Source organism: Providencia sp. PROV076, assembly GCF_028483405.1.
GTDB lineage: Bacteria > Pseudomonadota > Gammaproteobacteria > Enterobacterales > Enterobacteriaceae > Providencia > Providencia huaxiensis.
Map to the genome: position 1 here is coordinate 1 of NZ_JAMPRR010000042.1, position 24,413 is coordinate 24,413.

Sequence of the window (24,413 nt, forward strand, 5' to 3'; positions counted from 1 at the left end):
CTAGATTTTAATGCGGATGTTGCGATTACTTCGCCAACTATTGCGATAACAAGAAAAAGCCAGCCTTTCATGATATATCTCCCAATTTGTGTAGGGCTTATTATGCACGCTTAAAAATAATAAAAGCAGACTTGACCTGATAGTTTGGCTGTGAGCAATTATGTGCTTAGTGCATCTAACGCTTGAGTTAAGCCGCGCCGCGAAGCGGCGTCGGCTTGAACGAATTGTTAGACATTATTTGCCGACTACCTTGGTGATCTCGCCTTTCACGTAGTGAACAAATTCTTCCAACTGATCTGCGCGGGAGGCCAAGCGATCTTCTTCTTGTCCAAGATAAGCCTGTCTAGCTTCAAGTATGACGGGCTGATACTGGGCCGGCAGGCGCTCCATTGCCCAGTCGGCAGCGACATCCTTCGGCGCGATTTTGCCGGTTACTGCGCTGTACCAAATGCGGGACAACGTAAGCACTACATTTCGCTCATCGCCAGCCCAGTCGGGCGGCGAGTTCCATAGCGTTAAGGTTTCATTTAGCGCCTCAAATAGATCCTGTTCAGGAACCGGATCAAAGAGTTCCTCCGCCGCTGGACCTACCAAGGCAACGCTATGTTCTCTTGCTTTTGTCAGCAAGATAGCCAGATCAATGTCGATCGTGGCTGGCTCGAAGATACCTGCAAGAATGTCATTGCGCTGCCATTCTCCAAATTGCAGTTCGCGCTTAGCTGGATAACGCCACGGAATGATGTCGTCGTGCACAACAATGGTGACTTCTACAGCGCGGAGAATCTCGCTCTCTCCAGGGGAAGCCGAAGTTTCCAAAAGGTCGTTGATCAAAGCTCGCCGCGTTGTTTCATCAAGCCTTACGGTCACCGTAACCAGCAAATCAATATCACTGTGTGGCTTCAGGCCGCCATCCACTGCGGAGCCGTACAAATGTACGGCCAGCAACGTCGGTTCGAGATGGCGCTCGATGACGCCAACTACCTCTGATAGTTGAGTCGATACTTCGGCGATCACCGCTTCCCTCATGATGTTTAACTTTGTTTTAGCCACCAATGATGCCCTCACTTTCCATGATTTTGGTGGGAATGGATTTTCTTAGCGGCAACTTACTTTCGTTGTCTATATCCATGTTAAAGGCGAAAAAGTAAACCTCTGTCTCCTTCTCAACCCACCCAACCCACCATGCGACACCAGGATTTGACTCAGTTCCCACACCAGAAAAACCAGTTTTTGAATGCACTAGATATTCAGGTGCCGCCTCCGTTACCAAAGCCTCTTTTACTATTAGCTGGTTTTCTTTAGATGCTGACAATTTATTTAAATATAGAGACTCTAGAAACTCCACTTGATTAACTGCGGAAATTCTAAGCTGGCCTTCCAACCAGAATTTGTCAATGCCACCACTGATATTCTGGTTGCCATAGGAAAATTTTTTAAGGTATTTCTGCATTCTTACTTCGCCAACTTCTCTGGCGATTTGTTGAAATACGGGAACAGCTGAAACTTGTATTGCCCCTCTTAAGGTCAAGTCTCTTTCCCATTGCTTCATGGCTCTTGGCTTTCCGTCCCATTTGAAAACCTGATGCTCATTCTTTATGACACCAGTTTCTAGGCCGATAATTGCGTTGGGGATCTTAAATGTTGATGCTGGAAGATATTCCTTTGATGCACGAGCTAAGTCATTGGTAGCGCAGGATTTACTGCTACTTTTACAAAGCACGAAGACACCATTGACGGCTTCGGCAGAGAACTCTTTGTTCCAAGACGTATTTTCTGTAATTGAACCAGCTAATGCCGTACTCGAAAGACACGCGATAATTACATATGCGGCAAATGTTTTCATGGCACCTTCTTGGTGGCTAACGCCAGAATTAAGCCGTGCCGCGAAGCGGCGTCGGCTTGAATGAATTGTTAGACGACAAACTCGCGCCAATACTTATGCAGACCAAAAATATTTGACGAGCACAGCAGAGGCATTGCTGTCTTAATTTTATCCAGTGGCCAGTTCCACCACTCCATCTCCATGAGCAATGAGATTTCCTCATCGGAGAAGCGCTTCTTAATTTGCTTTGCGGGACTTCCTCCGATGATGGCATAAGGCACTACATCTTTTGTCACCAACGAGCGACTACCTATCACGGCACCGTCTCCAATTTTGATTCCGGGCATAATCATTGCCTCCGAGCCTATCCAGACATCATTGCCAATGGCGGTATCACCTGCTCTTTGGAAGGCATCGAGTGCGCTTGAGAAAGCAGGTTCCTCTTGCATATAGAAGAAGGGGAAGGATGATGCCCAGTCATGCCGATGCCCCTGATTGCCAGCCATGATGAAGGAAGCCCCGCTTCCTATAGAACAAAAGCTGCCAATGATCAATTTATCAACGTCATCACGATCTGGATGCAAGTATCGCGCGCATTCATCAAATGAGTGGCCGTGATAGTAGCCAGAGTAATAGCTATAACGGCCTACTTTGATGTTTGGATTTTTCACTTGCTCAGAAAGAAGCTCCCCTTTGAAAGGGCTGTCAAAGTAGTTTTTCATCAGAGTTCGTGGAACCTTTTCTTGCCGTCTAACACCTGAGTTAAGCCGCGCCGCGAAGCGGCGTCGGCTTGGACGAATTGTTAGGCCGCATATCGCGACCTGAAAGCGGCACGCAAGACCTCAACCTTTTCCGCCCCGAGTGAGGTGCATGCGAGCCTGTAGGACTCTATGTGCTTTGTAGGCCAGTCCACTGGTGGTACTTCATCGGCATAGTAAAAGTAATCCCAGATGATCGCCTCCCAGCTGTTACAACGGACTGGCCGCCCGGCGATGACGCCCTCAGCCGCCTCTGGGCACGAGCCCTGCGGAGCCTCCGCGATTTCATACGCTTCGTCTGCCCACCAAGCAGGTTCGCAGTCAAGTAACTCATCCCCGATCTCCGCTAAGAATCCATAGTCCAACTCCTCCATGACGCGCCCGCCGAGCATTTCAACTATTGCCTCGAGCTCGCCGCGCCTCTCGCCGGGAAACGTCAGATCAATATCATCGTGCTTGCGTGTTACACGCCCTAGCCGTGCATCGATCGCCCAGCCCCCACCGATCCAGAGCGGCAGATTTCGCTCATCTGCCGCAGCTAGAATTTTGTGTATCAATGTGACCTGCGTTGTGTCCATGCGGCCTAACTTTGTTTTAGGGCGACTGCCCTGCTGCGTAACATCGTTGCTGCTCCATAACATCAAACATCGACCCACGGCGTAACGCGCTTGCTGCTTGGATGCCCGAGGCATAGACTGTACAAAAAAACAGTCATAACAAGCCATGAAAACCGCCACTGCGCCGTTACCACCGCTGCGTTCGGTCAAGGTTCTGGACCAGTTGCGTGAGCGCATACGCTACTTGCATTACAGTTTACGAACCGAACAGGCTTATGTCAACTGGGTTCGTGCCTTCATCCGTTTCCACGGTGTGCGTCACCCGGCAACCTTGGGCAGCAGCGAAGTCGAGGCATTTCTGTCCTGGCTGGCGAACGAGCGCAAGGTTTCGGTCTCCACGCATCGTCAGGCATTGGCGGCCTTGCTGTTCTTCTACGGCAAGGTGCTGTGCACGGATCTGCCCTGGCTTCAGGAGATCGGAAGACCTCGGCCGTCGCGGCGCTTGCCGGTGGTGCTGACCCCGGATGAAGTGGTTCGCATCCTCGGTTTTCTGGAAGGCGAGCATCGTTTGTTCGCCCAGCTTCTGTATGGAACGGGCATGCGGATCAGTGAGGGTTTGCAACTGCGGGTCAAGGATCTGGATTTCGATCACGGCACGATCATCGTGCGGGAGGGCAAGGGCTCCAAGGATCGGGCCTTGATGTTACCCGAGAGCTTGGCACCCAGCCTGCGCGAGCAGCTGTCGCGTGCACGGGCATGGTGGCTGAAGGACCAGGCCGAGGGCCGCAGCGGCGTTGCGCTTCCCGACGCCCTTGAGCGGAAGTATCCGCGCGCCGGGCATTCCTGGCCGTGGTTCTGGGTTTTTGCGCAGCACACGCATTCGACCGATCCACGGAGCGGTGTCGTGCGTCGCCATCACATGTATGACCAGACCTTTCAGCGCGCCTTCAAACGTGCCGTAGAACAAGCAGGCATCACGAAGCCCGCCACACCGCACACCCTCCGCCACTCGTTCGCGACGGCCTTGCTCCGCAGCGGTTACGACATTCGAACCGTGCAGGATCTGCTCGGCCATTCCGACGTCTCTACGACGATGATTTACACGCATGTGCTGAAAGTTGGCGGTGCCGGAGTGCGCTCACCGCTTGATGCGCTGCCGCCCCTCACTAGTGAGAGGTAGGGCAGCGCAAGTCAATCCTGGCGGATTCACTACCCCTGCGCGAAGGCCATCGGTGCCGCATCGAACGGCCGGTTGCGGAAAGTCCTCCCTGCGTCCGCTGATGGCCGGCAGCAGCCCGTCGTTGCCTGATGGATCCAACCCCTCCGCTGCTATAGTGCAGTCGGCTTCTGACGTTCAGTGCAGCCGTCTTCTGAAAACGACACCATGTGCAAACGATGTCAGAATAGAGTTAAATTTCCTATTGATTGACATATTCCGTCAAAGGTAATAGATTTCATCCTGACACTTTTGCCTTTGGAGGCATCTTGCAAGGTCAACGCATCGGCTATGTCCGCGTCAGCAGCTTCGACCAGAACCCGGAACGGCAATTGGAGGGTGTTCAGGTGGCGCGGGTGTTCACCGACAAGGCTTCTGGCAAGGACACCCAGCGTCCCGAGCTGGAAAGGCTGCTGGCCTTCGTCCGCGAGGGCGACACCGTGGTGGTGCATAGCATGGACAGGCTGGCACGCAACCTTGATGACCTGCGCCGCATCGTCCAAGGGCTGACACAACGGGGCGTGCGCATGGAGTTCGTCAAAGAAGGGCTGAAGTTCACCGGCGAGGACTCACCGATGGCCAATCTGATGCTGTCGGTCATGGGAGCCTTCGCTGAGTTCGAGCGCGCCCTGATCCGCGAACGTCAGCGCGAGGGAATCGTGCTGGCCAAGCAGCGCGGTGCCTACCGGGGACGAAAGAAATCGCTGAACAGCGAACAAATTGCCGAGTTGAAACGGCGAGTTGCGGCAGGCGACCAAAAAACCTTGGTGGCCCGTGACTTCGGCATCAGCCGCGAAACCTTGTACCAGTACCTGCGGGAAGACTGACCATGCCACGCCGCTCAATCCTGTCCGCCACCGAGCGCGAAAGCCTGCTGGCACTGCCAGATGCCAAAGACGAACTGATACGGCACTACACGTTCAACGAAACCGACCTGTCGGTGATCCGTCAGCGTCGCGGCGCCGCGAATCGATTGGGCTTCGCTGTGCAGCTTTGCTACTTGCGATTCCCTGGCACCTTTTTGGGCGTCGATGAGCCTCCGTTTCCGCCCCTGTTGCGCATGGTGGCCGCGCAACTCAAGATGCCAGTGGAAAGTTGGAGCGAGTACGGCCAGCGCGAACAGACACGGCGGGAGCACTTGGTCGAGCTGCAAACGGTTTTTGGGTTCAAGCCCTTCACCATGAGCCACTATCGGCAAGCCGTGCATACATTGACCGAGCTGGCCTTGCAGACCGACAAAGGCATCGTGCTGGCGAGCGCACTTGTCGAGAATCTGCGGCGGCAGAGCATTATCCTGCCCGCCATGAATGCCATCGAGCGCGCAAGCGCCGAGGCCATCACCCGTGCCAACCGACGCATTTACGCGGCGCTGACCGATTCTTTGTTATCACCCCACCGTCAGCGCCTGGACGAACTTCTCAAGCGCAAGGACGGCAGTAAAGTGACGTGGCTGGCATGGCTGCGCCAGTCGCCTGCCAAACCGAACTCTCGCCACATGCTCGAACATATTGAGCGCCTGAAATCCTGGCAAGCACTTGATCTGCCCGCAGGCATCGAGCGGCAGGTTCACCAGAACCGCCTGCTCAAAATCGCTCGTGAAGGTGGCCAGATGACGCCTGCTGATCTGGCAAAGTTCGAGGTGCAACGACGCTATGCCACGCTGGTAGCGCTGGCCATCGAAGGCATGGCCACCGTCACCGATGAAATCATCGACCTTCACGATCGCATCATCGGCAAGCTGTTCAACGCGGCCAAGAACAAGCATCAGCAGCAGTTCCAGGCTTCCGGCAAGGCGATCAACGACAAGGTGCGGATGTATGGGCGCATCGGTCAAGCGTTGATTGAGGCCAAGCAAAGCGGCAGCGATCCGTTCGCCGCCATCGAGGCCGTTATGCCCTGGGACACCTTCGCCGCCAGCGTCACCGAAGCGCAAACATTGGCGCGGCCTGCCGACTTTGATTTCCTGCACCACATCGGTGAAAGCTATGCCACGCTACGCCGCTACGCGCCGCAGTTCCTGGGCGTGCTCAAATTGCGGGCTGCAAATTTATCAAGAGTAAACTATTAAAAATCCATTAAAATCAATACTTTCACTTTGAGAACATGTATTTAAAGTAAATAACAATTAAAGCCTGTATCTTAGTTATCACTTGAGATACAGGCTTTTTATTTATTCGTTCATATAATTAAACAGTTTGCCTAAAAAATCATCGCTAATGGTTAATTGATACTGTTTTTCAACGAGATTTCGAAGTTCCATAACGAGAAGCAAAGAGTTCTTATAGGCTTCATATAGTTCTAATTCATTTAATCGGGCAGTAGTCTTTTTAAACTTTTCATAGTTTTCAGGACTAATTTCTTTTTCAAGATTCTTTGTCATATTAAACCAATTATCGGCATTTTCTTCCGCAATTCGAATGAGTTGTAGTATATTTTTTTGTAATTGAGATAAAAGTTCCAGTGAACGTGCATTTTCCCCTCTTTTAAGAACATTAATCCCCATTAACCATAGGTTGGAAAAATTATTCAATAAAAAATTTACGTTTTCTTCTGTAAGTCTATTTGGTCCCGGACCTTCCAACTCTGATAAATACAATTCTAGTTGTCCTGTTTCATCATAAATAAACATTGCTTTTGTGTCAGGAATGTAGCCTGATTCTTTGAATGAAGGAATAATATTCATTTCGTTTTCGGAAAGGAAATGAAATTCACCACGTATTAGATTTTCAAAAATTACTACTTCCGTACCGTACTCATTTTGATAGAGTAAAGTGTAGGAAGCGACTTCATTTAGCCATTTTGCTGAATCAAAGGTGGAAATTGTATCATCTTTTAGAAAAACGTAATATTCTATATCAGAGTATTGATCTCCCTCTCCTTTTGTAAAAGAGCCATACATCATACAAGCAGATATTCGTTCATCTGACTGGACAAGTTCCTTAACCCTTGCCATTAGTTCCTTTTGTTTTAACAATTCGATTCCTTCTTTCTTTATTTTGATTCAGGGAGAAATAAAAAATCCTCCCAAATAATGTTGGAAGGATTAGTCATGTCACTTTTTAAGACACTCAAATAAAACTATTTAGCCTTTTTAGCTATTCAGTCTTACATTTATTTAGTATATGGAAAAATGGGCAGACTAATCCTAAGTTTTTAAACTGAAATATACTATTTCATTTGTTAAAAATTAGATTAGTTCTTCATTGTCCACCCATCTCTCCTTTCGATTAATAGTATATTAATTTTAACACTTCAAAGTTCAAAGCACAAGTTGGTGAAACTCATAGATTAACTATTCTCTAATGTACAAATCTCCGTATAATTTTTGGATCTGGTTCCTTAATCTTATATTTTCCTCTTCTAATTCCTTTACTCTTGTTTTTAAGGTTTTAATAAGGACTTCTTCAGAACGGGAGCTTTTCTTGGGTTTTGATATTACATTTTCTGTTTTTTGCTGTTTTCGGAGAGATTCAATCCTTTGCCTAATATCATGTTCCTTATAAAGCCATGATTTAGAAACATTAGCTTCCTTTGCAACTGTGTTAAAATTAATAGTCTTACCTTCAAGCGATAGTTTAGAGATAACCTTGTCTACATTTTCTCTAGTCCGCCTGGACTTTTGCTTTGCCAAACGCACAATTTCCTCTGTATTTCGTACCTGTTTAACCATCTAACTAATCCCCTTCAGGCTGCCAATTATTTGCTCTAGTCGCTCTTTAACACGGTTATTAGTCTCTATTTGCCTTTGCCATTGCTTTTCCTTAGCGACTGCCAATAACTCCTCAGTACGATTTAACTGTTCCTCATGCTGCGATAAAAACTGCTTACTTGTACAAAAATGAGTACAATCTAAACAAGCATTGGCGTGTGGACAAGAACCTGCTATTACTGGTAATCGGCAATAACCATTTGGAAGAACTTGTGCATTAATATTTTTCTTGAACCATTGAAGATCAACATCATCGACTTCATTGTCATTATCTAACTCAATTATATCTCCATTATTAGTTACCAGTTTTTCTTTGAATTTTGTAAATTCAGCTTTAAGGGTTTCATCAAAAATATGAGCATATCTGCTTGTCATTTCAGGACTTTCATGACCCAAAAACTTTTGTACAATATGCTGCGGTACTCCGTTATTAATCATTCTTGTTCCTACTGTATGGCGAAAGGCATGGGCATGGAATCTATAAATCTCGCCTGATTTATCGACTATTTTTTGCTCATAAGCTAATTTGTTTAACTCGTCTCTAAATGTTTCTTGTTTTAATGGCGATCCATCTTTTCTTGGAAAGAGGTATTCACTATCTGGAAACTCCCATGAAACTTTATCTTCCCGAACTTTAATCAATAAAGCTACCTCTTTTGATATTGGAACTATATGCTCCTTTTTCATTTTCCATTGATAATACTTTAAAAAGTAATCTCCATCTTTGTCCTCTAATAGACAACCTTTTTTCAAGGTGCACAATTCGCTTATCCTCATCCCACATTCTTGGACTATCATAGTCATCGTAGCTATATATTCGGGTAATTTATCAAGATGACTGTTCAATTGCTCCAGAACGTATTCATCTATAAAACGAGGTTTTGCTCTCGGTATTTTGGGATAGTCTTCTGGATAGATTAACACCTTGGAAGGAATATCATTCCATTCTAGCCTTAGAAGGGTACTAAATAGTCCTTCCAATATAGAGATCCTCCCAGTTATTGTGCTAGGCTTTATCCCCATCATATTTAATTCGCTTAAATATGCTTCAATTTCCATTCTCGTTAATTGGTTTATTCTCTGAACGTGTTTAAAATTCATGTCCAAGAAATTAAAGAACTCTTTAAGTTTTTGGGCGATATCACATACATAGGAAAAGCTATCCGTATTTAATCTCAATTTACAATATCTTTTTACGAGTTGTTTAAAATACGTATTGCGAACCCCTTTAAAGTTAATTACATATTCATATTGTGTCGGATTAACCTTATCATCTGGCAAAGGTAACTTACGTCTATCCCAAATGTCTTTATCCCACTCCTCCCCATCAAAATAAAAGTCCTCATAAAACTCCATAAATTGTTTTAAATTAGTAACATAGTAAGAATTAGCTTCTACAGCTATTTTTTCTTGATTAGCAGTAATCTTATAATTAGTAGTGGTAATTCTAACACCCTGTTCTGTCAAATATGTCCTATATTCCGTCATTGCTTTTTTAATAGGAACTTCAGTAATTGAAGTAATGTTAGGATACTTTAAATCTAAAAAATCTAACATTCTATTAATTACAGTTCCTTTTCTAATCCATACAGTTTTTGCATTCCATATTCCATTATTTAAATGGTAAAAATAAAAATATTTCAATTCTGTTCTTAACCACAGATTTTTAACACGTTCAAAACGAACCCACCGATTTCTTAAAGTAGGGTTCTTACTTAATTCTATGGCAGAAGGATGCGGACATTTCCTTATATCCCAACTATTATTAGCCCAAAATCCCTGCAATTCTTCATTCATTGCAGCTATTTTCTTACTGATCTCACTCTGACTGATAATTTTCCTTTTACTAGAATCATTCATTTCTTATGTTCCTTTCTCTCAAGATATTTATTAAACTCATTTTTCATATCTTGATCTGAAAGATGAACATAGGTATTTAACGTTGTTTGAACATGTGCATGGCCCAACCTCTTTTGAACGTGTGCAACATCCCATCCATCCCTAATTAGCTGCGTTGCATGAGTGTGGCGTAGCATATGCGGCGTAAACTCTATTCTAGTTCTTTTAACTATTCTTCTAACTAGATCAAGAACACTTTGGTACTTTAGTGGTTTTCCAAAATAGCCTTCTTTTAAAGAAATAAAAACATAATCATGCTCCAAGTCCTCACCATACTCATATACCAAATAATCTGTATAAAGTGCCATAAGTTCTTTACTCACATGTATTGTTCTTTCCTTCCTTAATTTAATATAGGCCTCATTAACATTAACGTCTCTGGGTGTTAAATGGATTTGATTGTCCCAAGTGGCAATATCCTCAAGCCTTAGCGATAACACTTCACCGATTCTTAAACCACCCTCATACATAAGCATTAAAATTAATTTATCCCTCTTCGTATGACAAGCATCAATAATTTGCTTAACTTCCTCTGATGTTAGTGTTCTTATCTGCTTCTTTTTAACCCTTAACTTTAAGATATTCTTTTGATATTTACCCTTATTAATATGATGTAAAAACCCCTTAAAATTTCTCCCCTTTGCTTGTTTAAATACATCAATTGACTTAAATTCTCCTAATCTACTTAAATATTCCAGATAACTCATAACAGCATTTAAAATTGTATTCACTGTCGTTTCTTCTCTTATGGCTTCTTTTGACTAGAGATCAATTACATTTGCTGCTGTTGGGTATCTCAACCAACCTACAAAATCTGCTAATTTCTCAAAGTTAATATCATTAAGGGTAATCCCCCTCTGTTCCATAAACTCATATAGCAACTTTAAATGATAGCAGTATGCTTTAATGGTATTTGGTGACTTACCAGTATTATCTAGATATTTTATAAACCTCATTACTGGTTCTATTACCTGATATTCTTCATCTAGCAATAAATACAATGGATATGGCTTATTCTCCACTTTTATCCTTTGAACCTTCACATCCTCCCACCTCTCTTTAACCACTTTAACTACTATAAATTATAGACCTTGTTAATTTTTATTTAAAGTAAAAACCTCCCTAATATCCCCCTCCTAAACTACTTTAACTACTATTATTCATTATACTATGGATAAGCGCCCGCCGCCAAGGGTGTGCTCGATGCCATCGACATGCTGCGCGGCATGAACAGCGACAGCGCGCGCAAGGGGCCCGCCGATGCGCCAACCGCATTCATCAAGCCGCGCTGGGCAAAGCTGGTTCTGACCGACGACGGCATCGACCGGCGTTACTACGAGTTATGCGCCCTGTCGGAGCTGAAGAACGCGCTGCGCTCCGGTGATGTCTGGGTGCAGGGTTCTCGCCAGTTCAAGGACTTCGACGAATACCTGGTGCCGGTCGAGAAGTTCGCCACTTTGAAGCTGGCCAGCGAATTGCCGCTGGCAGTGGCCACCGACTGCGACCAATACCTGCATGACCGGTTGGAATTGTTGGAGGCGCAACTCGCCACAGTCAACCGCATGGCTGCGGCCAACGACTTACCGGATGCCATCATCACCACCGCGTCAGGCCTGAAGATCACGCCGCTGGACGCGGCAGTACCAGACGCCGCGCAAGCCATGATCGACCAGACAGCTATGCTGCTGCCGCACCTCAAAATCACCGAGTTGCTGATGGAGGTCGATGAATGGACGGGCTTCACCCGCCACTTCACACACCTGAAGACCAGCGACACGGCCAAGGACAAAACCTTGCTGTTGACGACGATCCTGGCCGACGCGATCAACCTGGGTCTGACCAAAATGGCCGAGTCCTGCCCTGGCACCACCTACGCCAAGCTGTCTTGGCTGCAAGCCTGGCACATCCGCGATGAAACCTATTCGACGGCGCTGGCCGAGCTGGTGAATGCGCAGTTTCGGCAACCCTTCGCCGGCAACTGGGGTGACGGCACCACGTCATCGTCGGACGGCCAGAACTTCAGAACCGGCAGCAAAGCAGAAAGCACTGGTCATATCAACCCGAAGTATGGAAGCAGTCCAGGACGGACTTTCTACACCCATATCTCCGACCAGTACGCGCCCTTCAGTGCCAAGGTGGTCAACGTGGGCATTCGTGATTCAACTTACGTGCTTGATGGCCTGCTGTACCACGAGTCGGACTTGCGCATCGAGGAACACTACACCGACACGGCAGGCTTCACCGATCACGTGTTTGGCTTGATGCATTTGCTGGGATTTCGCTTCGCGCCGCGTATCCGTGACTTGGGCGAAACCAAGCTATTCATCCCCAAGGGCGATGCCGCCTATGACGCGCTCAAGCCGATGATTAGCAGCGACAGGCTGAACATCAAGCAAATACGCGCCCATTGGGATGAAATTCTGCGGCTGGCCACCTCCATCAAGCAAGGCACGGTAACGGCTTCGCTGATGCTGCGCAAACTCGGCAGCTACCCGCGCCAGAACGGCTTGGCCGTGGCGTTGCGCGAGCTGGGGCGCATCGAGCGCACGCTGTTCATTTTGGATTGGCTGCAAAGCGTGGAGCTGCGCCGCCGCGTCCATGCGGGGCTGAATAAGGGCGAGGCGCGCAACGCGCTGGCCAGGGCGGTCTTCTTCTACCGATTGGGTGAAATCCGCGACCGCAGTTTTGAGCAGCAGCGCTACCGGGCCAGCGGCCTCAATCTGGTGACGGCGGCCATCGTGTTGTGGAACACGGTATATCTGGAGCGTGCCACCAGTGCTTTGCGTGGCAACGGCACGGCGCTGGACGACACATTGTTGCAATATCTGTCGCCGCTGGGGTGGGAGCACATCAACCTGACCGGCGATTACCTATGGCGCAGCAGCGCCAAGGTCGGTGCGGGGAAGTTTAGGCCATTGCGACCGCTGCCACCGGCTTAGCGTGCTTTATTTTCCGTTTTCTGAGACGACCCCTATCCCGTTGAGCTGGCCGGGCGGGTATTTACCTTAAAGAAACAGATGCTGGACAATATTCAGGAACACAAAATCGCTCATAAGGTGTTCGCCATGAACAAGCCTCTGCTTATTTTTCATGCGACTGAAGATGATACTGTGTTAATTGAGCAGGCCGAAAAAATATTCAAAGCAGCAAAGCATCCCAAGAGTTTCATTTCGTTGGGTAAGGCGGATCACCTTCTGACTCATACTCAGGATGCTGAATACGTTGCCGATATCATTATATCGTGGAGCGAATGTTACCTATAAACAGAGTAAATGCGTTCAAACTCGTAGCGCAGAGGGCGATTTTCTGCAGAGATCGGACGCTGTTTATGCTGGACTGATTTTGCGATAAAGGCTTAGGCCGATGCATACAGGTGGGGCTGAATAAGGGTGAGGCCCTTGGGCGAGCATCCTTCATGCACCGGCTGAATGAAATCAGGGATCTGGGGGTGAGAGGATCAGCGTTACCACGCCACCGGCGCTGACACTACATACGGCGGCGATAACACTCTGGAATACGGTTTATATAGAAAGAACCATTGAGCCGCTTAAGCAAAAAGGAGTCCCTGTTAATGAACTGCTGGTCTCTCATCCTTCTCCACTGCTGTACAAAATATAGTCTTAGCGTGGGATAATTTCCGTTTTCCAAGCGGACCCCATTTTGTTTACCCCGACATGGTGGGGAGTCAAGCCAGCACGATCTAAGCGGTATTTTACAAAATCCGGCAATTCCTCGGATGGGGGGCAAGTTTCACGCTTGCGGCCGTTTAAAACTTCACGCCGAACCGCTGCAATAGTCCCTGTGATTGTGACTTCCTGCCCTTCTGAAAAATACACGCTTTTTTTAACCTCACCCGGCACGCCAACGGCTTGTGCTGTGCGCGACAAGATGTAGGTATCATTGCCGGTGCCCGGTTGAATGGAAAACGAGTATGGGAGTTTTGCCTTGCACTGTTCCTGAATGAAATAATCCAGATGCTGATGTATCCGGTATAAGTCGTAGGACGAAATCCTTAAGCGAAGCGTACTTTCGAAATAATTCATGCTTTTTCTCACCAAAGGCCTTAGGCTGTATTACCTAAGGTTTGCTTATGGTAATGGGTAGGCGTCAGGTGACGAAATTGGGACTGAAAAAGAAAGAGGCAGATTCAGAAGGTTACGAAGTAAGTATTGCCATATTCATTCTGTTGCTGATGTGAGCATCCTACCAAGCTCAAACAATGCAGCACGGCGATGACATGTTACTTTGTCAAAGACCGTGCCATTCCGGTACCAAAATTTTCCATCGGTCTTTACTTGAGAGAATAATGGTGACATGTCGTAGACAGTATCTGGAATTATCATGCCTTCATTGGCGAGGACACCAGCAGTAATTGAATGGTTTCCACCGAATACAAAAGCTATATTCCAGGGAAGCCAAATCATTACTCGGTGGTTCATTTCATCCTGCTCCCAAGGGTTTCCCGCATGGAACCCTATGGAAGATAATGCGGATACATAACGATTGTAGTTCCAAGGACAAGGTAATATTAATGATGTAGATAGATCAGCAACATAGCTCGTTTCGTGGGTTAAACATGACTGTAGAGCATCATAATCAAGTACATCAAAAATATCTGAGAAAAAGAATTTATATGGGTTAACAAAGTCATCAGAGCGTGCATCCGTACCTTCTTCAGCTACCGCTATCAGTAAGTCACTTTGAATGTTTCTTCCGATGGCATTGATTAGCAACGGTATTGACCTCCCTCCGATTGACTGCCCCACAGCAATAATTCTGTTGAATTTCTCATAATTCATTTCTTGGATTTTACGCTGTTCATCCAAAATATGGTTCTTGATAATATGATTTTTCAGCTTACTTAAAAACATGATGATTATCTCGAATTATTGATTATTTGATTTCTGCTGTTCCAAGCAAAATACCTCACACAAGCAGCACTTCGATGGTTTCGCCATGATAAGTACCTATGACCTCAGTTGCCAGGCGGTCACTGTTACGCTGGATATCGCGCGGTGCATAGTTTTGAAGTGGCTTAATATCCAGACGCTGATCTTGAATGACAATATAGGGCATCAAAGCGGTTACGGTTTTCAATGCGGCAGTCGCTGCACCATCTTCATTACGAAATACGATGTTTGCCACAGGCTGTATTTTGGCTGGCCGACGCAGGCGCAACTTTTCCTGAGGGGTATTTGCAATTTTCTGGGCAAGATTACCGACAGGTAAGCTCACGGCACTATTGTCAATGACATCCGTTTGCATAGATGCCAGCAATTTAGTTTTGTCTGGGATCCGCAGTAGCGATTTGCGTTGCCATGAGAAGCGGACAGATTGAAGGTCGGCATTATGCCAGGCACGGATTTGGCGGTACAGATGTAGAGTCATAACACCAGGACACGCATTATGTAGTGCAGAAAAGCGCGCATTCTGATTACCGAACTCACTGATGATGTGGTCCTGTATAGACTGCTTACTAAAGTTAATGGCCGTGATCAGCGCCATGACTTCAGCTGAGAATTCTGGGTTGTCATCCGCGTACCAAAGTACACCGGCAGTTCGACGCGTCGATTTCTGAGAAAGCCCATCCTTAATATGCAGATCGGTGTAAGCTTTTTGGGCCTGCTCGATGGCTTGAGCGCCATACATTAGAATCGGTTCAATACGGGCAACCGGCAGGTTTTCTTCACCATCGGCCACTGGCGGTATAACGCAAACGCGTGCATATAGCGGAGACTTCTCCGCCAGCACTCGATTGAGCAACGCCAAGTCATCTTCCAGGCGATGGAAGGTTTGTGCGATGTTCATAATAATAAATCCCCGAGAAAGGGTAACGTGCTAACCCCCCACCGTGGTGGGGGCTGTATATATATCCATACTTTATACAATTATCAGGCGGGAATGCAAGAATTCGTTATTTCACATGAAGCCGGGGTTTGAGATTAACCGAGGAACGTAGTGTGTTCGGAAACTAGAACTTTGGCGTGATCAACTATCCATGTATGTGCTTCTTTAACTGTGCCTGGGGCATTCTGGGCTGCATAAGAGCTGGCAAAATTCGGAATGGACTTTCAATCTGGCCGCTAATGTCATTAAACTTGCTACCTGTTCCACGGTGAGGGGTCTGTTGAGAACTATAGCCTGTGCTTTTGCTTGAAGCTTGCTCCGCAGAAACCTAAAAACCAATGCCAGAAGTAGCGTGAACATAATGAATGGAATGCCTTCCGCCAGTGTGTTTTGCGGATTAAGCAGGATAAGGCCGAGCACTCCACTCAGGAGGAAGAAACCAATACTCATCCACTTTAAGACAGGCGTTCCATGTCGATATACAATGAGTTTAATAATCTGGGTATCTGGTAAATCCTTCCCCATCGGTAATGAATATGCTGTTTGTATCGCTTTAGCTAACCCGTCATCGAATTGGCCGAGCGTCAGAGGTTTGTCTTTGTCTTTAACCCAGGCGTCGAACTCTGGTTTCACATCACTCTCTTCTATCAGATCGATATAGAACTGTGTTAGCGGCCATTCTATCTGTTGGTCATAATAGGCTTGTGGTCCACCCGCGTCATCCAGAGCGCGAATTTTAATTGCATACTTAGAGATACCAAACAGCACTACCGCAACAAACAAGATTGCGGAAGCCAGAATCAGTCTGTCTATATCCATGCCGGTAAAGAGCGAGTAAATAAACAGGGCGACACTTACCACTTGCAGCACCGCTGTACCAATAACAAAAAACCAAGCACTCTTGCCCAGAAAGGAAATGCATGCGTCAATATTTAACTTCATCAGATAATTAGCCCGCTTAATAATAGATATTAATAATACCTAAACCACGATCAGCTGCATCAGGAAATGACAGCAAACCGATCTGCTTTTTCCTATGCATGAGAAATTTACCCTGTTGAAATACGCCATGCCATAACCGATATCAGTTCCAACATTACAAATCTAGACCAACATACAATATGATTTAATTAACCCACCGCTGCCACACTGAAGACCTTCTTTACCTACTTTATCGCTGAATTTACCGAATCCCCCGCCTCTTATTTTTTCTCTTTTTTTCTCTCTTTTATCTCTTCTTTTCTCGCGTCGGTCATTCAGGAAGAACTTGCCGATTCCAAATAATGACACCGAACCCAAGCGGGCTTTCATATTATCGCGGAACAATGAGGATAGAGCTCGGGCTGGGTTTTGCCCCAAGCGGAGCGCCGGGGCATGGGGTTATACCCTTTATTGTATGTTGGTCTAGATATTAGGTTATTAAACCTTCTTAATATGACTTTAATTAAAACTGCATTATCATTACTTAAAAATGACAACCTCATCAGGAATAGCAAATGGAACTATTAAAATCAGAAATACCATTCACAATTCATGATAGTGAAATTAGTCAGGGGCCATTTCCAGCAAATGGTTTCCTACCATTATTTGAAACTGATTTTGGCAACGGCGATTACTATGGTTTGTACTGGCCTATCGGTCTTGAAAATGAACGCCCTATAGTTTGCGAACTATTTCACGATGAATGGCGTCTCGCCCCCGTTTTTTCAAATGCGTTAATATTGGCGGAGTGCCTGGAAATGGATAATGACTGTCAGGATGATGATTCAGTGATTGACGATCCCCTGCTTGGGGTTGTGTGCCCATTTCATCGAAAAGTCCAAAGTTTGCTTGTAGCCCTTTGATATCAAGGACTACAGCCGATATATAGTTTAATAATATTAATAGACTATGCCGCTAAGCTTAACGACTCTTCTGAAATAAGAGGATCTAAATTCTCCAGTAATCTTTCCAGTACAATATTATCTTTTTTAAGGCCAAAGGTGTAATTACCGGCCAGCTGTATATGCTGCCATGCGACAGGTGATAACTCAGCTATCATATTCACCGCTTCTTGATTATTTTCACGCGCAAATTTTTCAATCAAACTGGATAATAATGCAGAATTATAATAAATAATGCAGTTAGCAATGATACGAGCACAATCATTCCATTGTTCTATCTGGTAATCATCGCCACCTCTGAATTGATTACCATTAATTGACGCAATTGCACGCCGTAATTGATGGTAAGCCTCACCCCGATTAAGTGCTTGTTGGACAAACTGCCTGAGCATTTTGTCATCAACATAATCGAGAACGTATAAACACTTAATTATTCGGTCATATTCACGAAGAGCCGCTAAGGTGCGATTGTTTTTCTTACTGTTAGAAAGCTTAGTAATCACCGTGCTTTGTGTCGTCGTTTTACGGCTTAATGAACAAATTATCCATTGAATATTTTCCCACTCTTCTTGAATGAGTGATAAGTTGAGCGATTTTTTAAGTTTCAGGGAAAGGATTTCATCATACTCGATCTCAAACAATTCATTAAAAACGTGTTTAAATTTTGCATATCGCGGGGCAAACTGATACCCAAAGAGATCAAGGATAGCAAAGTTTACATTGTTAACGCCATGCGTGTCTGTTGCTAATGTTTTGGGCTGAATATGGCTGGTATTATTATAGAGTAAATCGAATGCGTGGTGAGCCTCATATTCATTGGCTGAAATCACTTTCGTATTTATTGGTACATGATTTGAAACTAATGTGAGTGCTGATACGCCTTTCCCTTTTCGGAAATATTTAGCAGAAAAACGGGCTTTAAATGTATTGATTCGGCAACCATGTTTTTGGCCATCAATACTACCAAATGGGGCACTTTCGTTAATCGTATAATATTTGAAAATGGGGAGTTTTGCTAAAGCATCAGCTATCATATCATTAGCTTCACTCGTTGTTTCAGGCCTAATATACCCATCATTGACGGCTCTAAGCACACCGATGGCTCTATCTGATATTGATGACATATGATGAACACCATAGTTTGAGCCATTTCCAAATATGCAAGCAAGTAAATCGCCCTCTTTGGCCTTAGTGTTTTTCTTTTTTGAGGCGATATTTTTGAATGCATCTAAGTAACCCGTTTTTTGATGAACATAGTCCATAATTTCAATGATCCCCATATGTTGGAGCTGGTTATATATGGGATTATCAATATCATCTTTCCAGCGTTTATTCGCCAGTTTCCATGTTAACTGATTTGAACGCGGTTGAAGTGTCACGAAATCATTGGCTCCATCATGGATATTACGACCAATACGCTCTATTTGATCGCTCAATTTTTGCGTTAATTCCGAAAGCGTTTGTTCTATTGGCGTATTGAGCCGAGTTAACCCTGTTTTTTGAATGATGACATGGCTTTTTTTCCACTCGGCGGCTGAAATCAAATCATCGGCTAAACGCTTGTTATTGGCGCTTTCATTGATATAAATATGGTTACTCTCAATCATCCTAGCTACTTTTTGGTATAAATAGTATTCAAATCGTTGAGTATTAACCTGTTCATCTATCAAGATAAAAGGTTTATCGTTTTTTAACAGTAATCGCTGATCGACGGTAGAAATGTGCTTATCTTTTTGAAGTTCTAATTTTGCTGTTAATAATTGGGAAGACAGCAGGTGTAATCCTGGTTCGCATTCGATATCAATAGCGAGAAAAAGTGATCTCATCGTATTCGCAATTTTTCTGTATTGTGTATCAATGTATAGCCACTCATAATGGGTTTTATCAAAATTATTCTTATTAAGATGTTGACTTATTAACTGAATTTCATCTTTAGAGATCATTGTAAATGCATTTTGGCGAATATCACCAAATTGCGTATTGTCACTGACGGTTTCATCAACAAAGAGGTGTAAAATATTACCCGCATGCATTAACTTTTCACGAATAATTTCCAGTTCTTCTGCAATGCGTAACTTAGCTGAAGCACTCGCAGCTTCCCTTTGCTTTCTCGTCACATACAAAAAAGCTGTTACCAATTTATCATTAGTTTCTTGATAGCGAAAAAATAGATAACAAACCAGATATAACATGCCTTGCCATTCGGGAAATCGACGAATTTTATAAATCGATTGATGTTGAATAATCGATGCATAATAGCTTAAGTTACCTAATGATAATCTCAATTCACCAACAAGACGTTTTACGTCGGGATACACACTTTTTATGGTGTTATGCGTTTCAATTTCACTTGCGAGCTCTGTAGGTGTAAAATCTTTAGCTGCGCCTTGTTGACCAGATAGACTATTTAATACTCCTTTTGTATGCAGTATCTTCTTTAATTTTTTATGTATTATTGGTGGCACGCTATTTGACAGGATCAACTCGGTTCGATGCCTCTCATTAGCTAAAATCGTGGTGACCATATTTTGCAAAGTGGAATAACCCACTAATCCAATTCTGTTTTGACCTAAAAAAGCGAGGCATTCATCAAAAATATATTTGGGATATGTGCAGATTGTTGCGACATCATTTAAGCGCTCTATCAAAGCTTGTTTATCTCGCTTTAATAGCCGCGAAAAACCGAGTATTTCATACATTTTCGCTATCAATGTTGCACGAGTACTTTTAGCAATAAAGGGGTATTTCGGTTTTCTATTTGGAAAATGAGTCGCATAAATGTAGTCAACATCGTGTTTAACCTCTCGTAGCTTAAATTGAGCAACAACAGGCTTAGCGCGAAAATAACCGATCAGAAGAATTAAATATATTTTCGTTTCAATTTTTCCCATTTTAGCGAGGATTTTTTTGATACTCGGATCTAATGAAAAATATTCTTCACGCTCAATTTGATTAAATATTGGACGAGAATAGAGCTCATGAATTTCCTGTTCAGTCAAAATTTGAATACGGCCTGATTTAATCTCTTTCATTGTGGTTATGTTCTATCCTCTATCCTCTAAAAATAAACAACATCATATAATGAATGCGCGCGTAATCGATACAGAAGTGCAATTTAAGTCTACCTTAACTACACTAGGTAAACTCTAGTGTAATAAGTATAAAAAATAGATGTATAATGCACTACTATAACAACACCAATGTATAGTGCACCGATGAAGACAAATATACGAATTTATGGATATCTACGTGCTTCTACGCATGAACAGGATGTGTCAAGAGCAAAAAATGAACTGTTGAAATTTGCTGAAGGAATGGGGCTACAAATTGCCTGCTGGTTTGAAGAAAATGAGTCAGGCGCTCAGCTTCACAGACCTGAACTCTTTCGCTTACTCAATGTGGCCATGCCCGGTGATATTATTTTAGTTGAACAGGTAGATAGAATTAGCCGCTTGAATGCCGATGACTGGGAAAAATTAAAATATCTCATTGGACACAAAGGGTTAAAGGTCGTTTCTTTAGACCTCCCAACCAGTTACCAGTTTATGAGTCGCACCGATGAATTTACAGAACGAATGCTTGCTGCCCTTAACAGTATGATGTTAGACATGCTGGCAGCGGTTGCAAGAAAGGATTACGAAGATAGACGGCGTCGTCAAGCGCAAGGAGTGCAAAAAGCCAAACAAGAAGGGAAGTATAAAGGCCGTCCGATCAACAAAATATTACACCAAAAAATTGAAGGCCTTCTGATGGAGAAAAAAAGCTATAGCCAAATAGAAAACCTGATAGGTTGTTCGCGGCATACTATTTCGAAAGTATCAAAATCGATGAAAATAGCGCAATAAATGTCCCTCTATTCGTTTATCAAGTTTATGTTACTCAACAATGAGTCATACCGCGTGGAATGACATGAGAGAGATATTTAAGTATAAACAAGTGATTGGATACTTTTTAATTAAATAACTTATATTTATCACAATAAACCGAGCTTCATGACAATCATGAGCACGCATTAAAAGGGAGATTGAATGTCATTATCACCACAAAAGTCTCAAACGTGGGGGAAGATAAATCCGCCCGTTTTCTTTGTTTCCGCTTTTATTATTATATGTGTCGTTGCAATAGCCGCTATTTTTCCTCAACGTTCTGAAATTTTGCTCAAAGCTCTACAGGCACAACTTTTTGAGAATGCCAGCTGGTTTTATATTCTGGCTGTTGCCTTAATTTTATTGACTGTCGCCTATTTAGGCCTCTCTCGATTTGGTGAAATTAAATTGGGTCCTGACCATTCCCAGCCCCAATTCAGTTATCTTTCCTGGTTTGCTATGTTGTTTTCTGCTGGAATGGGAATTGGGCTTATGTTTTTTGGGGTCGCAGAACCCGTGATGCATTATCTTGCTCCTCCCATTGGAGACCCACAGACAGTTCAAGCTGCAAGAGAAGCGATGGAAATTACGTTTTTCCATTGGGGACTACATGCTTGGGCGATTTATGCGATTGTCGCCTTAATTCTCGCTTTTTTTAGTTATCGACATGGCTTACCGCTCACCTTACGTTCAGCACTTTACCCGATCATTGGTGAACGGATTTATGGACCTATTGGTCATGCTGTCGATATTTTTGCTGTTGTCGGCACCGTTTTCGGGGTGGCGACATCATTAGGCTTTGGTGTTTTGCAAGTGAATGCAGGATTAGCACACCTCTTTGGTTTTCCCGTTAGTCCAACGATGCAAGTGATTTTGATTGTGGTGATCACGGGATTAGCCACGTTATCGGTGGTCAGTGGTTTAGATAAAGGGATACGAATTCTCTCTGAGATCAATCTCAGTTTAGCCGGATTGTTACTGCTATTGATTGGGATTTTAGGCCCGACCGTATTGTTACTCAAATCTTTTGTCCAAAATACAGGCGCTTATCTTTCAGATATTATCAATAAAACCTTCAATCTTTATGCTTATGAACCGCAATCCAGTGAATGGTTGGGGGGATGGACATTATTGTATTGGGGATGGTGGCTTTCATGGTCGCCTTTTGTCGGGATGTTTATCGCCAGAATTTCTCGAGGGCGTACCATTCGCGAGTTTGTCACTGGCGTTCTGTTTGTCCCTGCCGGGTTTACGCTACTTTGGATGACTTTTTTTGGCAATAGTGCCATCCATCTGATCCGCGATAATGGGGCAGAAATGTTGGCGCAAGTGGTTCAAAAAGACGTTGCTCTCGCTTTATTTGAATTTTTAAATTACTTTCCGTTTTCATCTGCCCTTTCTTTTGTCGCGATGCTGATGGTCATTGTTTTTTTTGTGACATCCGCGGATTCCGGTGCGATGGTTGTCGATACGTTAGCCTCCGGTGGTGAAATTCACACGCCAGTATGGCAACGTATTTTTTGGGCCTTTTTGATGGGGGCCGTTGCAATCACACTTTTACTGGCCGGAGGATTAACGGCATTACAAACCATGACAATTGCTACCGCGCTACCCTTTGCGATTATTTTATTGACTGCTATCGTCGGATTGCTAAAAGCCTTACGTATTGATGTTTACAAAAAAGACAGTCAACAGCTTGCCACTTTAGCACCGAATACAGGACGTGGGGGGTTATCATGGGAGCGTCGATTACGTAAAATAGCCTTCTTCCCTAAACGTAATCAGGTTAAACGTTTCATGACAGAAGTGATTGAGCCCGCTATGCAATCTGTCATCACTGAGTTGGAAAAGCAGAGCACAGAGGCCGCTATCCATAATAAGGACGATAGGGTGACTCTGGAAGTGCAATTTGGTGAGAGTCTCAATTTTCTCTATGAAATACGATTACGGGACTACCTGACGCCGTCTTTTGCATTAGTGGGGATGGATGATGATGAAAATAATGAACCTCAGAAATATTACCGCGCTGAAGTCTATTTAAAGGAAGGTGGGCAGGACTACGATATTATGGGATGGAGTGAAGCGCAGATTATTCATGATATCCTCGATCAATATGAAAAACACATTCACTTTATTCATATTGTGGATAAATCGTAGCCACTTATTATGATAGAGAGGTGACGAAAGTGAGTCACCTCTATTGGTAATAATGACAATAGACGAAAAAACTAACGAATGATGAGTAATGACACGGGCGTTTTATGTATCATCTCTGTCGTATGACTTCCGGTAAAAAATTGCTTCACTCGCGAATGACCAAAAGCCCCCATGATGATCAAATCAATATGGTGTTGTACTGCAAAGTTACACAATTCATCAACGATGCTATCGGCACCCTCAAGTAAATTGGCTTTCACCTTAATGTCGGCTTGATGAAGTCGGTTTTGTGCTTTTTTGAGTTGACTGTCTTGGTTACCGTGCATTACCAGATAGCAATCACTACCGGCTAATAATTTCACTTGTGTTAACCGATGAATGACGCGTTCACCTTCCTCACTTCCATCAAACGCAATCATCATCTTTTTTGGTGGGGTAAAATTTTGCTTACAGATAAGCACTGAGTTTTTTTGAAGACGAATAATGCCTTCGAGTTGACGGCCAATATGCCCCGTTAATTCAGATTGCTCGCCTCGACGACCGAGTACAACAATATGCGTATCATCTTGATTTAGCACTTCGGCTAAAGCTCCTTGCCGCTGAAGTGTATTAACATCAAGAAGACCTAAATCTTGAGTGATTTCTTTTGCACTCATCAATAATTGTCGGCCTTCCTCACGGGTTAAACGCGCCCGCTGT

Annotated in this window: 20 protein-coding genes and 4 pseudogenes; 9 read left to right on the top strand and 15 right to left on the bottom strand. The window is 44.4% G+C overall.

The window, feature by feature from the left end; genetic code table 11:
* Positions 1–234: 234 nt before the first annotated feature.
* The 4 genes from aadA1 to aadB form a co-directional block, all read right to left on the bottom strand.
* Entirely contained in the window at positions 235–1,026 is a 792-nt protein-coding gene (aadA1, locus tag PSF67_RS20790; protein WP_001206316.1) for an ANT(3'')-Ia family aminoglycoside nucleotidyltransferase AadA1, read from the bottom strand.
* A 16-nt stretch (positions 1,027–1,042) separates the two neighbouring features.
* Positions 1,043–1,843, bottom strand: coding sequence for an oxacillin-hydrolyzing class D beta-lactamase OXA-10 (locus PSF67_RS20795; RefSeq protein ID WP_000846390.1), 801 nt, complete (start codon positions 1,841–1,843; stop codon positions 1,043–1,045).
* Positions 1,844–1,911: 68 nt separating this feature from the next.
* Positions 1,912–2,544, bottom strand: a complete 633-nt coding sequence (locus tag PSF67_RS20800; protein ID WP_048608591.1) for a type B-3 chloramphenicol O-acetyltransferase CatB8 — start codon at positions 2,542–2,544, stop codon at positions 1,912–1,914.
* An 80-nt stretch (positions 2,545–2,624) separates the two neighbouring features.
* Positions 2,625–3,158 carry an aminoglycoside nucleotidyltransferase ANT(2'')-Ia gene (aadB, locus tag PSF67_RS20805; RefSeq protein ID WP_000381802.1) on the bottom strand — a complete coding sequence of 178 codons (534 nt, stop codon included), beginning with the start codon at positions 3,156–3,158 and terminating at the stop codon, positions 2,625–2,627.
* A gap of 145 nt (positions 3,159–3,303) precedes the next feature.
* Between aadB and intI1 the strand changes: the two genes are divergently transcribed.
* The 3 genes and pseudogenes from intI1 to PSF67_RS20820 form a co-directional block, all read left to right on the top strand.
* A complete protein-coding gene (gene intI1 / locus PSF67_RS20810; protein ID WP_000845054.1) occupies positions 3,304–4,317 on the top strand; it encodes a class 1 integron integrase IntI1 in 1,014 nt (337 codons plus the stop codon).
* A gap of 305 nt (positions 4,318–4,622) precedes the next feature.
* Complete coding sequence (locus PSF67_RS20815) at positions 4,623–5,180, top strand: recombinase family protein (protein ID WP_001162012.1); 558 nt, start codon at positions 4,623–4,625, stop codon at positions 5,178–5,180.
* Between the two features lie 2 nt (positions 5,181–5,182).
* Positions 5,183–6,397, top strand: a pseudogene (locus tag PSF67_RS20820) (DUF4158 domain-containing protein); the annotation flags it as partial.
* Positions 6,398–6,523: 126 nt separating this feature from the next.
* Here PSF67_RS20820 and lnu(G) read toward each other — a convergent pair.
* From lnu(G) to PSF67_RS22125, 5 genes are all read right to left on the bottom strand, one after another.
* Complete coding sequence (gene lnu(G) / locus PSF67_RS20825) at positions 6,524–7,327, bottom strand: lincosamide nucleotidyltransferase Lnu(G) (protein WP_002333496.1); 804 nt, start codon at positions 7,325–7,327, stop codon at positions 6,524–6,526.
* A gap of 318 nt (positions 7,328–7,645) precedes the next feature.
* Positions 7,646–8,023, bottom strand: a complete 378-nt coding sequence (locus tag PSF67_RS20830) for a DUF6262 family protein (protein WP_002333497.1) — start codon at positions 8,021–8,023, stop codon at positions 7,646–7,648.
* Positions 8,024–9,922 carry a tyrosine-type recombinase/integrase gene (locus tag PSF67_RS20835; protein WP_031911636.1) on the bottom strand — a complete coding sequence of 633 codons (1,899 nt, stop codon included), beginning with the start codon at positions 9,920–9,922 and terminating at the stop codon, positions 8,024–8,026.
* Positions 9,919–10,692, bottom strand: coding sequence for a tyrosine-type recombinase/integrase (locus PSF67_RS20840; protein ID WP_268893651.1), 774 nt, complete (start codon positions 10,690–10,692; stop codon positions 9,919–9,921). Before PSF67_RS20840 ends, PSF67_RS20835 begins: the two co-directional genes overlap by 4 nt.
* Positions 10,693–10,722: 30 nt before the next feature.
* On the bottom strand, positions 10,723–11,028 hold the full coding sequence (locus PSF67_RS22125; protein WP_268893652.1) for a site-specific integrase: 306 nt from the start codon (positions 11,026–11,028) through the stop codon (positions 10,723–10,725).
* Positions 11,029–11,139: 111 nt separating this feature from the next.
* Here PSF67_RS22125 and PSF67_RS20850 point away from each other — a divergent pair.
* From PSF67_RS20850 to PSF67_RS20860, 3 pseudogenes are all read left to right on the top strand, one after another.
* Positions 11,140–12,900, top strand: a pseudogene (locus tag PSF67_RS20850) (Tn3 family transposase); the annotation flags it as partial.
* A 33-nt stretch (positions 12,901–12,933) separates the two neighbouring features.
* Positions 12,934–13,224: pseudogene (locus PSF67_RS20855) on the top strand (alpha/beta hydrolase); the annotation flags it as partial.
* Positions 13,225–13,250: 26 nt separating this feature from the next.
* A pseudogene (locus tag PSF67_RS20860) lies at positions 13,251–13,564 on the top strand (Tn3 family transposase); the annotation flags it as partial.
* Between the two features lie 17 nt (positions 13,565–13,581).
* On the opposite strand, the gene PSF67_RS20865 reads toward PSF67_RS20860, so the two are convergent.
* The 4 genes from PSF67_RS20865 to PSF67_RS20880 form a co-directional block, all read right to left on the bottom strand.
* Positions 13,582–13,848: a hypothetical protein gene (locus PSF67_RS20865; protein ID WP_272579150.1), complete on the bottom strand. Its 267-nt coding sequence runs from the start codon at positions 13,846–13,848 to the stop codon at positions 13,582–13,584.
* Between the two features lie 291 nt (positions 13,849–14,139).
* Positions 14,140–14,832, bottom strand: coding sequence for a DUF6710 family protein (locus tag PSF67_RS20870; protein WP_042849105.1), 693 nt, complete (start codon positions 14,830–14,832; stop codon positions 14,140–14,142).
* Positions 14,833–14,887: 55 nt separating this feature from the next.
* A complete protein-coding gene (locus PSF67_RS20875; RefSeq protein ID WP_042849106.1) occupies positions 14,888–15,769 on the bottom strand; it encodes a DNA replication terminus site-binding protein in 882 nt (293 codons plus the stop codon).
* 204 nt (positions 15,770–15,973) lie between these two features.
* Positions 15,974–16,750, bottom strand: coding sequence for a hypothetical protein (locus PSF67_RS20880; protein WP_237072381.1), 777 nt, complete (start codon positions 16,748–16,750; stop codon positions 15,974–15,976).
* A 554-nt stretch (positions 16,751–17,304) separates the two neighbouring features.
* Here PSF67_RS20880 and PSF67_RS20885 point away from each other — a divergent pair.
* Positions 17,305–17,652, top strand: coding sequence for a hypothetical protein (locus tag PSF67_RS20885; RefSeq protein WP_042849109.1), 348 nt, complete (start codon positions 17,305–17,307; stop codon positions 17,650–17,652).
* Between the two features lie 44 nt (positions 17,653–17,696).
* Here the strand turns inward: PSF67_RS20885 and PSF67_RS20890 are convergent, their stop codons facing one another.
* Entirely contained in the window at positions 17,697–20,723 is a 3,027-nt protein-coding gene (locus PSF67_RS20890) for a Tn3 family transposase (RefSeq protein WP_237072380.1), read from the bottom strand.
* 183 nt (positions 20,724–20,906) lie between these two features.
* Between PSF67_RS20890 and PSF67_RS20895 the strand changes: the two genes are divergently transcribed.
* Entirely contained in the window at positions 20,907–21,536 is a 630-nt protein-coding gene (locus tag PSF67_RS20895; protein WP_237072386.1) for a recombinase family protein, read from the top strand.
* A gap of 183 nt (positions 21,537–21,719) precedes the next feature.
* Positions 21,720–23,714, top strand: coding sequence for a BCCT family transporter (locus PSF67_RS20900; protein ID WP_042849111.1), 1,995 nt, complete (start codon positions 21,720–21,722; stop codon positions 23,712–23,714).
* A 71-nt stretch (positions 23,715–23,785) separates the two neighbouring features.
* Here PSF67_RS20900 and PSF67_RS20905 read toward each other — a convergent pair.
* A partial coding sequence (locus tag PSF67_RS20905) for a universal stress protein (RefSeq protein ID WP_272677563.1) occupies positions 23,786–24,413 on the bottom strand: 628 nt, incomplete at its 5' end.